Origin of the sequence: Haemophilus haemolyticus (assembly GCF_003490595.1) — a bacterium.
In the GTDB taxonomy this organism is placed as follows: domain Bacteria; phylum Pseudomonadota; class Gammaproteobacteria; order Enterobacterales; family Pasteurellaceae; genus Haemophilus; species Haemophilus haemolyticus_L.
Genome location: NZ_QQGY01000008.1, coordinates 68,927 through 81,298 on the forward strand (window position 1 = coordinate 68,927; position 12,372 = coordinate 81,298).

12 protein-coding genes, 1 tRNA gene and 1 other annotated feature are annotated in these 12,372 nt (G+C 38.7%); of the genes, 10 read left to right on the top strand and 3 right to left on the bottom strand.

Annotated features, from left to right (window positions below; all coding sequences use genetic code 11):
- The first annotated feature begins 90 nt into the window (after positions 1-90).
- The 7 genes from cmoA to priC all read left to right on the top strand — a co-directional run bounded on the left by cmoA (position 91) and on the right by priC (position 5,076).
- Complete coding sequence (cmoA, locus tag DV415_RS07540; protein ID WP_118790805.1) at positions 91-813, top strand: carboxy-S-adenosyl-L-methionine synthase CmoA; 723 nt, start codon at positions 91-93, stop codon at positions 811-813.
- Positions 814-905: 92 nt separating this feature from the next.
- Positions 906-1,142, top strand: a complete 237-nt coding sequence (locus DV415_RS07545; protein ID WP_005656316.1) for an antitoxin — start codon at positions 906-908, stop codon at positions 1,140-1,142.
- Positions 1,139-1,543 carry a type II toxin-antitoxin system VapC family toxin gene (locus DV415_RS07550; RefSeq protein WP_105888649.1) on the top strand — a complete coding sequence of 135 codons (405 nt, stop codon included), beginning with the start codon at positions 1,139-1,141 and terminating at the stop codon, positions 1,541-1,543. The genes DV415_RS07545 and DV415_RS07550 overlap by 4 nt, the downstream gene beginning before the upstream one ends.
- 67 nt (positions 1,544-1,610) lie before the next feature.
- Positions 1,611-2,018 carry a lactoylglutathione lyase gene (gloA, locus tag DV415_RS07555; RefSeq protein WP_005628548.1) on the top strand — a complete coding sequence of 136 codons (408 nt, stop codon included), beginning with the start codon at positions 1,611-1,613 and terminating at the stop codon, positions 2,016-2,018.
- 73 nt (positions 2,019-2,091) lie between these two features.
- On the top strand, positions 2,092-2,781 hold the full coding sequence (gene rnt, locus DV415_RS07560; protein ID WP_114891609.1) for a ribonuclease T: 690 nt from the start codon (positions 2,092-2,094) through the stop codon (positions 2,779-2,781).
- A 94-nt stretch (positions 2,782-2,875) separates the two neighbouring features.
- Positions 2,876-2,997, top strand: a sequence feature (His leader region).
- Positions 2,998-3,106: 109 nt separating this feature from the next.
- A complete protein-coding gene (locus tag DV415_RS07565) occupies positions 3,107-4,459 on the top strand; it encodes a Na+/H+ antiporter family protein (protein WP_118790806.1) in 1,353 nt (450 codons plus the stop codon).
- Between the two features lie 32 nt (positions 4,460-4,491).
- Complete coding sequence (priC, locus tag DV415_RS07570) at positions 4,492-5,076, top strand: primosomal replication protein PriC (protein ID WP_118790807.1); 585 nt, start codon at positions 4,492-4,494, stop codon at positions 5,074-5,076.
- 51 nt (positions 5,077-5,127) lie between these two features.
- Here priC and DV415_RS07575 read toward each other — a convergent pair.
- Together DV415_RS07575 and rne are read right to left on the bottom strand one after the other, a co-directional pair.
- Positions 5,128-5,217: transfer RNA gene (locus DV415_RS07575), tRNA-Ser, on the bottom strand.
- A 152-nt stretch (positions 5,218-5,369) separates the two neighbouring features.
- Positions 5,370-8,183, bottom strand: a complete 2,814-nt coding sequence (rne, locus tag DV415_RS07580) for a ribonuclease E (RefSeq protein ID WP_118790808.1) — start codon at positions 8,181-8,183, stop codon at positions 5,370-5,372.
- A 410-nt stretch (positions 8,184-8,593) separates the two neighbouring features.
- On the opposite strand from rne, the gene rluC reads away from it, so the two are divergent.
- From rluC to hflX, 3 genes are all read left to right on the top strand, one after another.
- Positions 8,594-9,562 carry a 23S rRNA pseudouridine(955/2504/2580) synthase RluC gene (gene rluC, locus DV415_RS07585; RefSeq protein ID WP_118790809.1) on the top strand — a complete coding sequence of 323 codons (969 nt, stop codon included), beginning with the start codon at positions 8,594-8,596 and terminating at the stop codon, positions 9,560-9,562.
- Between the two features lie 91 nt (positions 9,563-9,653).
- Positions 9,654-9,929 carry an RNA chaperone Hfq gene (hfq, locus tag DV415_RS07590; protein ID WP_005628557.1) on the top strand — a complete coding sequence of 92 codons (276 nt, stop codon included), beginning with the start codon at positions 9,654-9,656 and terminating at the stop codon, positions 9,927-9,929.
- 14 nt (positions 9,930-9,943) lie between these two features.
- A complete protein-coding gene (gene hflX, locus DV415_RS07595; RefSeq protein WP_118790810.1) occupies positions 9,944-11,305 on the top strand; it encodes a ribosome rescue GTPase HflX in 1,362 nt (453 codons plus the stop codon).
- An 11-nt stretch (positions 11,306-11,316) separates the two neighbouring features.
- Here hflX and DV415_RS07600 read toward each other — a convergent pair whose 3' ends face one another.
- A complete protein-coding gene (locus tag DV415_RS07600) occupies positions 11,317-12,273 on the bottom strand; it encodes a sigma 54-interacting transcriptional regulator (RefSeq protein ID WP_118790811.1) in 957 nt (318 codons plus the stop codon).
- Positions 12,274-12,372 lie beyond the last annotated feature (99 nt).

The following is a 12,372-nucleotide window of genomic DNA, read 5'->3' on the forward strand; positions in this document are numbered from 1 at the left end:
TTTCCTTAAAATGACCGCACTTTTTAAATATTTTCTAATTCGTAGGGTGTGGAAAAGTGAAAAGCACACATACTCCACACAAGGTAAACCATGAAAGATACTATTTTTTCTACTCCAATTGAAAAACTCGGCGATTTTACCTTCGATGAAAACGTTGCTGAAGTTTTTCCAGATATGATTCAACGCTCCGTACCTGGCTATTCCAACATTATTACTGCAATCGGTATGCTGGCAGAACGTTTCGTCACGGCTGATAGTAACGTTTATGATCTTGGTTGCTCACGAGGTGCTGCCACACTTTCAGCTCGTCGAAATATTCATCAACCCAACGTAAAAATTATTGGTATCGATAATTCTCAACCTATGGTTGAACGTTGTCGCCAACATATTGCGGCATATCATAGTGAGGTACCTGTAGAAATTCTCTGTGACGATATTCGTCACGTTGAAATTAAAAATGCCTCAATGGTCATTCTCAACTTCACCTTACAATTTTTACCGCCTGAAGATCGCATCGCATTGCTTACAAAAATCTATGAAGGTTTAAACCCCAATGGCGTACTCGTGTTATCGGAAAAATTCCGTTTTGAAGATACCAACGTTGATAATTTGCTTATTGATTTGCATCACCAATTCAAACGTGCCAACGGCTATAGTGAACTTGAAGTTAGCCAAAAACGCACCGCACTTGAAAATGTGATGCGTACAGATTCTATCGAGACACACAAAGTGCGGTTAAAAAATGTTGGATTTTCTCAAGTGGAACTGTGGTTCCAATGCTTTAATTTTGGCTCGATGATTGCGATTAAATAAAACAACAGTAATTTTATCTTCTTGCTTGCATACAGCAATCGAAATGATTAGTATATACTTATTAAACATATAGTATATACAAGAGGGTAAATATGCTTGCTAAAGTGTTTCAAAGTGGTAACAGCCAAGCTGTTCGGATCCCGATGGACTTTCGTTTTGACGTCGATACCGTAGAAATTTTCCGAAAGGAAAATGGGGATGTGGTATTACGCCCAGTTTCTAAAAAAACAGATGATTTTCTTGCGTTATTTGAAGGATTTGATGAGACCTTTATTCAAGCACTTGAAGCGCGTGATGATTTACCGCCTCAGGAGCGAGAAAATTTATGATTTATATGTTAGACACCAATATCATTATTTATTTAATGAAAAATCGCCCCAAAATTGTTGCCGAACGAGTATCACAATTATTGCCTAATGATCGCTTAGTTATGAGCTTTATTACTTATGCTGAACTTATTAAAGGCGCGTTTGGTAGTCAAAATTATGAGCAATCAATACGAGCAATAGAATTACTTACTGAACGAGTGAATGTACTATATCCCAATAAACAAATCTGTTTACATTATGGCAAATGGGCAAATACACTCAAAAAACAAGGGCGACCTATCGGAAATAATGACCTATGGATTGCTTGCCACGCTTTGAGTTTAAATGCTGTTCTTATAACACATAATGTAAAAGAGTTTCAGCGTATTACAGATCTTCAGTGGCAAGATTGGACAAAATAGATAATTCTGATTTTTTATTTTACTTATGACATAATTCGCTCAACTCAACTAAAAAAGGATTAAACCAATGCGAATTTTACACACTATGTTACGCGTGGGCGATTTAGATCGTTCAATCAAATTTTATCAAGATGTTTTAGGTATGCGTTTATTACGCACCAGTGAAAACCCAGAATACAAATATACGCTGGCTTTTTTAGGTTACGAAGATGGCGAAAGTGCAGCAGAAATTGAATTAACATACAACTGGGGCGTAGATAAATATGAACATGGCACTGCATATGGACATATCGCTATCGGCGTGGATGATATTTATGCGACTTGTGAAGCCGTTCGTGCAAGCGGTGGTAACGTTACTCGCGAAGCAGGGCCAGTTAAAGGTGGCTCAACCGTCATTGCTTTTGTTGAAGATCCAGATGGCTATAAAATTGAATTTATCGAAAATAAAAGCACTAAATCTGGTTTAGGCAACTAAAGTGCGGTCCATTTTTATTGTATTTTTAATAACGTAGGGATTCCTACGTTATTTTATTTTTAAGAGATAGATTATGTCCGATTCTCAAGAAATCCCTTATCACAACCAATTAAAAAATCGCTTTCGTGGCTATTTCCCCGTCATTATTGATGTTGAAACAGCAGGTTTTGATGCAAAAAAAGATGCATTACTCGAACTGGCTGCCATCACATTAAAAATGGATGAAAACGGTTATTTGCATCCTGATCAGAAATGCCATTTTCATATCGAGCCTTTTGAAGGCGCAAATATTAATCCAGAATCCTTGAAATTTAATGGCATTGATATTCACAATCCATTACGTGGTGCGGTGTCTGAACTCGATGCAATCACGGGATTATTTCAAATGGTACGTCGAGGACAAAAAGATGCAGATTGCCAACGTTCTATCATTGTGGCGCACAATGCAGCTTTTGACCAAAGTTTTGTGATGGCTGCCGCTGAACGTACCGGTGTAAAGCGTAATCCCTTCCACCCTTTTGGCATGTTTGACACGGCAAGTTTAGCAGGCTTAATGTTTGGTCAGACTGTTCTCGTTAAGGCCTGTCTTGCCGCTAAAATCCCGTTTGATGGGAAGCAAGCGCACTCTGCGTTATACGACACCGAACGCACGGCGGAATTATTCTGTTATATGGTCAATCATTTAAAAGATTTAGGTGGCTTCCCACATATTGCTTCTGAACTAGAACAGGAAAAAACAACTGAAAAAGAGACCGCACTTTAAGAAAAATAAAAAAGTGGTTGCAATAGTTTTATTTTTCCAGTAGTTTAAAAGCAATTCTTATTTGGAGATAAAAAATGAACATTATCCGTCGTCACCATCATCACCATTCAACTGAATAATCTTTCAGGTTTTTGGTGTGCTTGGAAGATTTCTTCCGAGCTGACAGGATAATAAAAATCTTACCCCTCGGAAGGCAACTTTCGAGGGGTTTTGTTTTATTACAACACAGGAGTCATCAATGCAACGACATCATCATTATTTATTCGACAATCAAAAATTTTAAAGTAAAGTATTCACCATTTAATAATTCACAAGGAAAAATACAATGTTAACAAATCCCGTTGTTATTTCGATTATCGTTTTACTCGCACTAAGTTTGCTACGTATTAACGTGATTATTGCGTTAGTTATTGCCGCACTCACTGCTGGAGTCTGTGGCGGTCTAGGTTTAAGCAAAACAATTGAAACCTTCACTGGAGGTTTAGGTGGCGGCGCAGAAGTCGCGATGAACTACGCAATGCTTGGTGCATTCGCGATTGCGATTTCTAAATCAGGTATTACCGATTTAATTGCCTATAAGATCATCACTAAAATGAATAAAACACCAAGTTCCAGCAATTTAACCTGGTTTAAATATTTAATTTTTGGTGTATTGGTATTATTCGCCATTTCTTCACAGAACTTACTTCCTGTACACATTGCTTTTATTCCGATTGTCGTGCCGCCGTTACTTTCTATTTTTAATCGTCTAAAAATAGACCGTCGCGCTGTAACCTGCGTACTTACATTTGGCTTAACCGCAACTTATATGTTACTTCCTGTCGGCTTTGGCAAAATCTTTATCGAAAGTATTTTGGTAAAAAATATCAATCAAGCTGGGGCTGCTCTAGGTTTACAAACAAATGTGGCTCAAGTATCCCTCGCGATGTTATTGCCTGTAATTGGTATGATTTTAGGGTTGCTCACCGCAATATTCATCACTTATCGCAAACCAAGAGAATATGATGTAACTATTCAAGAGCCAACCACAAAAGAAATTGAAGCACACATCGCAAACATAAAACCAACACAAATTACTGCAAGTTTAATCGCCATTGTCGCGACCTTCGCGACACAATTAGTCACAAGTTCAACGATCATTGGTGGTTTAATTGGCTTAATTATTTTCGCGCTATGTGGCATTTTCAAACTGAAAGAAAGTAACGATATCTTCCAACAAGGTTTACGTTTAATGGCTATGATTGGATTTGTTATGATTGCGGCATCCGGTTTCGCTAATGTGATTAATGCCACAACGGGCGTAACAGATTTAGTTCAAAGCTTAAGTAATGGCGCGATTCAAAGTAAAGGTTTGGCCGCATTCTTAATGTTACTGGTCGGATTGTTGATTACAATGGGAATTGGTTCATCATTCTCAACTGTACCAATCATTGCTTCTATCTACGTGCCACTTTGTTTATCTTTTGGTTTCTCTCCATTAGCCACTGTTTCAATCGTTGGTGTTGCGGCTGCATTAGGAGACGCTGGCTCCCCTGCATCTGACTCCACTTTAGGTCCAACATCAGGTTTAAATATGGATGGTAAACACGACCACATTTGGGACTCTGTTGTACCTACCTTCCTACACTACAATATTCCATTATTAGCGTTTGGCTGGATTGCAGCAATGTACCTTTAACGATTATAATCCCCCGAATTGGGGGATTTTTTATGACTGTTCAACAACTTATCCAACGCTTAGATCAAAAAGTTCAACAACTTTATCAGAGCAACTTGCCACAAGAAGAAAAAATCTTCGCCAAATTTGACCGCACTTTATTTAGTGAAAACGGACAAACTGTTGCCTTTTATCTAAAGGAAATTAATCAAACGCTAGATAGAATAAAGGCATTAGAATCTAACGATCTTAATCACTATAATTTTCTAGCAGAGCGTTTACTCGCCCAATGTTACGTTCTTTCAGAAGCCCTAACTCGCAAGAATACTCACCTAACAGCTCCCCAAACAACAACGAAACAAACCATTCAAAAATCTCAACATAGCATTCATAAATTACCGCCAAGAGAACGGTTGGAAAAATACTATGAAGCATTAGAACGCTTGAATAAGCTTTATCAACAACATAAAGATTTAGCGCAAGCAGAAAAAAATAATGATGAGAAAATACGTTATACGCAACTTGCGGAAAGCTATAAAAAACGCCAGCAAAAATGCCAAGAGGCAATAGATCTTTTAGAAGAATATTTGGTGTTTAAAGAAGAAATGGAAAACCGTGAAAACACGGAAAATAGATGATGAGAAATAAAAAAACTAATTCTCTCGAATTAGTTAACTTTGAAAAGTTGATGGCGGAGGAATAGGGATTCGAACCCTAGGAGGGCGTAAACCCTCGCCGGTTTTCAAGACCGGTGCCTTCAACCACTCGACCATTCCTCCGTGATTTAATGCGCACGCATAATACGTTTTTTGAGAAAGACCGTCAAGCAGAAATCATCTCGTTTTTATCAAGTGATTATTTTTACTGCACTCCAAAAATAAAAAGAATTGACGTAATAAACATCACGCCAATTCTAATTTTTTATTTTAGATTACTCTGATTTTGCTCGGGTAGGCTCAGAATATACATGGCTAATCGCACAATGATGCCCTGCTGCCCCTTTACCGTAAAAATAATAGCGAGAATCTTGCCATTCAGTAATTGGGAAAGGTTCTGGCATTTCATCACTTGCTTTCGCCAAAGTCATCTCTGCTTTTGTATGACTAACTGAAGAAATAGTACCTAAACGTCCATTAAACTCATAAGTACGAACAAAGGCTGGTTTATTTACAGTTTCAGGCTCATTTACAGCAATCGTTGCTTCAATAGACTCAACGGTTTCTTGAGGTTTATGAGAATTTAAACGATCTAAAGATTCTTGTACTTTTTTCTGTACAGATTCATTAGCTGGCTGAGTAATAAAATCTAATGCTGGTTTTACTTCAAGAGATTTTTCTTCAACCACAATCCCCATTGCTGGCGTGATAAAACCTTTTTTAGTTTTCTCTTGCTCGAGCAATTCATCCACAGATAAGAAATTATTTTCTTTCGGAATGTTCACTGTTGAATAGTCCACCCAAGCTTTTCCACTTGCCAATTCAGGTGAAGCCACTGCAGCAAATAATGGCATTGGCGATTTTGGCTCTTGATTACGGCGACGACGTTGATTATTCGCTGCACGTAAATGACGTGGAGTGCGACGTTGACGATCTTGACGTTCAGAACGTTCTTGGTTTTGACGAACTGGTTTTTCATCATCTTGAACGGTTTGAACTTCGATGACATCCACTTCTGGCATTTGTTCAACAATGCTTTCGTTATTTTCAACAGCCATCTCATTATCTTCAACGCGCACGCGTTTACGTAAATCACGACGTTGACGGCGTTGAGTCACTTGCTCAGTTTTTTCATCCTGAGCCTCAAAAACCGGTGTAGAATTTACCGCACTTTCAGCGATACTTTCTTCCACTAAGTTACGGCGAGGACGGCGTTGATTACGCTCGCGGATATTACGAACTTGCTCTTCGGTTCTTTCCGTTTCGTTATTTTCAGAACGTGCTCGACGAGAAGTACGGCGATCCTGTGGACGACGTTGATTACGATTAGAATTGCGCGAAGTGCGGTTATTTTTTGGTTTATTTTCTTCGGATTCAGAAGCAAATAAACCTTTAATTTTCGCAATAATTTTCGCTAACAAAGACGGTTCATTCGATTTACGCTCAACTGGAGTCGGGGCTGCTTCAGAAATAGAAAGCGCCACTGCCGCACTTTCAACTGCAGGTTGTTCAGCAACAACGGTTGTTTCCACATTACGAGAAACAAGAGATTCCTCGGTGCTTTCATCTTTCTCACAGTGAATTTTCGCTAAGTTATAGCTTAATTCATTTACTTCTTCGCCATCGCGTAAGCGGAAAACGCTAAAGTGCGGTGTTTCCATTGCTTCATTTGGCGCAACAATGACATCTACATTGTGACGTTTTTCAATATTGCTTATTGCTTTACGTTTTTCGTTAAGAAGATAAGAAGCAATTTGTACTGGTACAATCGTATGCACTTGCTTGGTGTTTTCTTTTAACGCTTCTTCCTCGATTAAACGCAAGATAGATAAGGAAAGAGATTCATTATCACGCACTTTACCTGTTCCTTGACAACGAGGACAAATGTGATGTGAAGACTCACCTAATGAAGGACTTAAACGCTGACGTGACATTTCTAACAAACCGAAACGAGAAATGCGGCTAATTTGAATACGAGCACGATCTTGACGAACGGCATCACGAATACGATTTTCCACTTCTCGTTGGTGACGAACTGGCGTCATATCAATGAAATCGATAACAACTAAACCACCTAAGTCACGCAAACGTAATTGACGCGCAATTTCATCTGCCGCTTCAAGGTTAGTATTTAATGCCGTTTCTTCAATATCACCACCACGAGTAGAACGCGCGGAGTTAATATCAATAGCAGTTAAAGCTTCAGTTACATCAATAACGATTGAACCACCAGAAGGTAAACGCACTTCACGTTGGAATGCTGACTCGATTTGAGATTCGATCTGATAGTGGCTGAAAAGAGGTACTTCGCCCTGATAAAGTTTCACGCGATTGATGAAATCAGGGCGAACAAGTTTGATATGCTCTTTTGCTTTTTCAAACACTTTCGGGCTATCAATAAGGATCTCACCAATATCACGGCGCAAATAATCACGAATAGCACGAACAATTACATCACTTTCTTGATGAATCAAGAACGGTGCTGGACGATTTTGAGAGGCTTGTTTAATCGCTTCCCAATGGTGAAGTAAAACTTTTAAGTCCCACTGCAACTCTTCTGGAGATTTACCCACACCAGCAGTACGAACAATCAACCCCACGCCTTCAGGCACATCTAATGAACTTAATGCCTCTTTTAATTCAGTGCGCTCATCCCCTTCGATACGACGAGAGATCCCACCAGCACGCGGATTATTTGGCATAATGACCAAATAACTCCCCGCAAGAGAAACGAAAGTGGTTAAGGCTGCGCCTTTGTTTCCGCGTTCTTCTTTATTAACTTGAACGATAACTTCTTGGCCTTCGCTCAAGATATCGCGAATATTCGGACGACCTTGGAAAACATAATCATCGGGAAAATATTCACGAGCAATTTCTTTTAATGGCAAAAAACCATGACGTTCTGCACCATAATCTACAAAAGCCGCTTCTAAGCTTGGCTCAACGCGAGTAATTTTCCCTTTGTAGATGTTCGCTTTTTTTTGCTCATGTCCTGGGCTTTCAATATCCAAGTCAAATAAGCGCTGTCCGTCAACAAGCGCTACACGCAACTCTTCTTTTTGAGTCGCATTAATTAACATTCTTTTCATTGTCAATTCTCTTATTAAATATTTTAAAAGACCTCAAAATAAACCGCACTTTGCTTCGTTATCGACCTCGTGTTTCTCGCGCCAGTCAATCTCACGACTGTATGTTGCTGGGTGCATTGATAACGTTATTAAGCATAAACGTTTGCCTTATAAAACAACGCGATATTCCGCACGCGTGCAAGCGGCTAATTTATTTTAAGAAAAATGTTGATTATCAATGTCTTATGCCGATTGCCGCATTGAGTTTTCACCAACAAAACTTATCCTTTTTTACGCAAATTCTTAGGCGCAAAAAGACGCTCTATTATCCATAGAAAATGATTAATTAGCAAGGTGAATATTACGTTCATGGAGTTACGTTAAGAGTGCCTTTGTGATATGATTCTCGCCAATTTTCAAAAGGAAAAAAGATGACAGAACAAAACGAAAAAATCATTAATTCATCAGTAAAAATGCTGACAATTAGTGAAGATGAAAGCGGCCAACGTATCGATAATTATTTATTAGCAAAACTCAAAGGTGTGCCTAAAAGTTTAATTTATCGTATTGTGCGTAAAGGCGAAGTGCGGGTAAATAAAGGCCGGATTAAGCCAGAGTATAAGTTGCAAACAGGTGATATTGTTCGCATTCCACCAGTACGTGTGGCTGAAAAAAACGATGCGTCGATTTCAAAAAATCTCAATAAAGTCGCCGCGCTTGAAAATCAAATTTTGTTTGAAGATGATTGTTTAATTGTTTTAAATAAACCTTCAGGAATCGCTGTGCATGGCGGGAGTGGTTTAAATTTTGGTGTGATTGAAGCCTTGCGGGCATTGCGTCCAGAAGCACGCTTTTTAGAACTGGTTCATCGTTTGGATCGCGATACATCAGGCATTTTGTTAATTGCGAAAAAACGTTCAGCATTACGTAATTTGCATGAACAACTTCGCGTCAAAACTGTTCAGAAAGATTATTTAGCGTTAGTACGTGGGCAATGGCAATCCCATGTAAAAGTTGTTCAAGCACCGCTTTTGAAAAATGAATTATCCAGTGGAGAGCGCATTGTGCGTGTCAGCGAGCAAGGCAAACCATCTGAAACCCGATTTAGCATTGAAGAACGCTATACAAATGCTACGCTCGTGAAGGCTTCACCAGTCACGGGGAGAACTCATCAAATTCGTGTACACACACAATATGCAGGACATCCCATTGCATGGGATGATAAATACGGTGATAAAGATTTTGATAAACAAATGAGTGAATTGGGATTGAATCGTTTGTTCTTACATGCCTTTTCAATTCGGTTTGAGCATCCTAAAAATGGTGAAACACTACGTTTCAATGCACCACTAGATCATAAAATGAAAGCAATTTTGCAAAAGTTACGGGAAAGCAAATAGACAACATTTGTGTTTATTGCTACACTTGCGCGCGGAGACAACTCGTTTCTATCATCAAAATTTCATAATAACGACAACAAAGGATAGCAAAATGGCAAAAGGACAATCTTTACAAGATCCTTATTTAAATGCGCTTCGTCGCGAACGCATTCCTGTATCAATCTACCTTGTAAACGGAATCAAACTTCAAGGTCAAATTGAATCATTCGATCAATTCGTGATTTTATTAAAAAACACTGTGAACCAGATGGTATATAAACACGCAATTTCAACTGTTGTGCCTGCACGCTCTGTTTCTCATCACAATAGCAGCCATCATGTAGCAACAACTGAAGCCGTTGAAAGCGTGGAAACTCAAACAGAATAATCACAGCTCCATCAATGGATAATCAATATTTATTAAGTGCGGTTGAAAATTCTCTGGAAATTTCAACCGCACTTTCTTCATCCCAACAATCTGAAAAAACGCGTGACACCGCCATCGTGGTTCACGTTTTCTTTGCACAAGATAAAAACACTGATGATCTACAAGAGTTTTTGCTACTCGCTGATTCTGCCAATGTAGATGTATTAGATACTATCACTACAAGCCGTAGCACTCCTCAAGCTAAATATTTTGTAGGTGAGGGAAAAGCTCAAGAAATTGCAGATGCAGTGCAATCACATAATGCGGATGTTGTGCTTTTTAACCATCAATTAACCCCAGCACAAACACGTAACCTAGAAAGTTTATGTCATTGTCGAGTGGTCGATCGCACTGGCGTCATTTTAGATATTTTCGCCCAACGAGCGCGTTCTCATGAGGGAAAATTACAGGTTGAGCTTGCGCAACTAAAACACTTATCCACTCGATTAGTTCGTCGCAAAACAGGATTAGATCAACAAAAAGGGGTGGTAGGATTACGTGGGCCAGGTGAAACTCAATTAGAAACGGATCGTCGCTTGATTAAAGTGCGCATTTCTCAATTACAAAATCGCTTGGCAAAAGTGGAGAAACAGCGTAATCAAAATCGCCAAACACGCCAAAAAGCAGACATTCCAACGATTTCACTTGTTGGCTATACCAATGCAGGGAAATCAACCTTATTTAATCGTTTAACCAATGCAGAGGTTTATGCCGCAGATCAGCTTTTTGCAACATTAGATCCAACTTTACGAAAATTACAGATTCAAGATGTAGGTACAGCAATTTTAGCGGATACAGTAGGATTTGTTCGACAGCTTCCCCATGATCTGGTTTCAGCCTTTAAATCGACTTTACAAGAAACGGTAGAAGCGAGCTTATTACTCCATGTCATCGATGCCGCTGACTCGAGAAAACAAGAAAATATCGATGCGGTCAATGATGTGCTAGAAGAAATTGGTGCAGGACAAGTGCCTGTTCTATTGGTATATAACAAAATTGATTTGTTGGAAAATGTTACGCCGCATATCGAATACAATAATGAAAATCAGCCTGTTGCAGTCTACCTCTCCGCGCAAGATAATCTGGGTATTCATTTATTGTTTGAAGCCATTAAAGTGCGGTTAAAAAACGAGATACTTTCTCTTTCTTTAATTTTACAACCTCACGAAGGCAAACTTCGCCATACTTTTTATCATCTTGATTGTGTACGTCACGAACAAATTTCTGAACAAGGCGAATTCTTGTTAGACGTACAGATTGATAAAATTATGTGGTTAAAGTTATGTAAGCAATTTTCTAAGTTAGCGGATATTAAAATACAATCTGACAATGCCTAATTTATAGAAAATTATTTTCCAATCCCATATTGTTTCAATTTATTCGCAATCGCAGTATGGGAAACGCCTAAACGTTGAGCTAATTTTCTCGTGCTTGGGTATTCTGCATAAAATAATTTTAGGACTTGTGCCTCATAAGAACCAATGATTTCATCTAAGGTTTTATTTTCAAATTCATCCAAAGAAATCACCGCACTTTGTGGCGGAGCAAGATTTAAACTTTCGATAGTTAAATGATTATCTTGTACCAGAGAGCAGGCACGATAAAGAGTGTTATAAAGCTCACGAACATTCCCTTTCCAATCATATTTCTGCAAATAAAGAAGAAAATCTTTATCGAAAGTTGGTTTTGCAATTTTTAATTCTTCACTGATTTCCTGTAAAAACCCTTGTGCCAGCGGCTCAATATCTACCATGCGATCACGTAATGGTGGCACATTAATAGTGAGAACATTTAAACGATGAAACAAATCAGCACGAACTTTACCTTGCTCAACAAGCAAATGGAGTGAAACCTGTGATGTGCAAATCACTCGCACGTTTGCATGATGCTCCTTCTCTTCACCCACTCGACGGAAAGATCCATCTGTTAAAAAACGCAATAATTTAGCCTGCAAAGCCAATGAAAGTTCTGCGATGCCATCTAGCAATACGGTTCCCTCATTCGCGTATTCAAAAAAACCGATGGTTTCACTGTCTCCAACTTTTCTACCAAACATTTCACTTTCCGCATCTTCATCAGGCAAACCTGCACAGTTTACTGCGATAAATTTTTTATCACGACGTAAACTCTGATAATGGCAGGCTTTTGCCAACAAATCTTTTCCAGTCCCTGTTTCGCCTTGAATTAACAAAGGCGCATCAAACATAGCAAAACGTTTCGCATTTTCTACTGTACTTTTCATGGATTCACTTTGCACAATAAAACAATCGAAAGGATTTTGTGGATTAAATTGGAAACTGGTCATATATCAGAAATGTAGGGAAAATAAGATTGGATTATGATAGTTTTTTTACATCAAGGTGTAAATATTATTTTACACATTAGGGAATGAAAATGCGGTCGT

What these genes read in the sequence shown, in the direction of transcription:
- DV415_RS07565 (WP_118790806.1), top strand. Translation starts at nt 3,107, where the DNA reads ATGTTAACAAATCCCGTTGTTATTTCGATTATCGTTTTACTCGCACTA.
- gloA (WP_005628548.1), top strand. Translation starts at nt 1,611, where the DNA reads ATGCGAATTTTACACACTATGTTACGCGTGGGCGATTTAGATCGTTCA.
- rnt (WP_114891609.1), top strand. Translation starts at nt 2,092, where the DNA reads ATGTCCGATTCTCAAGAAATCCCTTATCACAACCAATTAAAAAATCGC.
- hfq (WP_005628557.1), top strand. Translation starts at nt 9,654, where the DNA reads ATGGCAAAAGGACAATCTTTACAAGATCCTTATTTAAATGCGCTTCGT.
- rluC (WP_118790809.1), top strand. Translation starts at nt 8,594, where the DNA reads ATGACAGAACAAAACGAAAAAATCATTAATTCATCAGTAAAAATGCTG.
- DV415_RS07550 (WP_105888649.1), top strand. Translation starts at nt 1,139, where the DNA reads ATGATTTATATGTTAGACACCAATATCATTATTTATTTAATGAAAAAT.
- DV415_RS07545 (WP_005656316.1), top strand. Translation starts at nt 906, where the DNA reads ATGCTTGCTAAAGTGTTTCAAAGTGGTAACAGCCAAGCTGTTCGGATC.
- DV415_RS07600 (WP_118790811.1), bottom strand. Translation starts at nt 12,273, where the DNA reads ATGACCAGTTTCCAATTTAATCCACAAAATCCTTTCGATTGTTTTATT.
- hflX (WP_118790810.1), top strand. Translation starts at nt 9,944, where the DNA reads ATGGATAATCAATATTTATTAAGTGCGGTTGAAAATTCTCTGGAAATT.
- rne (WP_118790808.1), bottom strand. Translation starts at nt 8,183, where the DNA reads ATGAAAAGAATGTTAATTAATGCGACTCAAAAAGAAGAGTTGCGTGTA.
- cmoA (WP_118790805.1), top strand. Translation starts at nt 91, where the DNA reads ATGAAAGATACTATTTTTTCTACTCCAATTGAAAAACTCGGCGATTTT.
- priC (WP_118790807.1), top strand. Translation starts at nt 4,492, where the DNA reads ATGACTGTTCAACAACTTATCCAACGCTTAGATCAAAAAGTTCAACAA.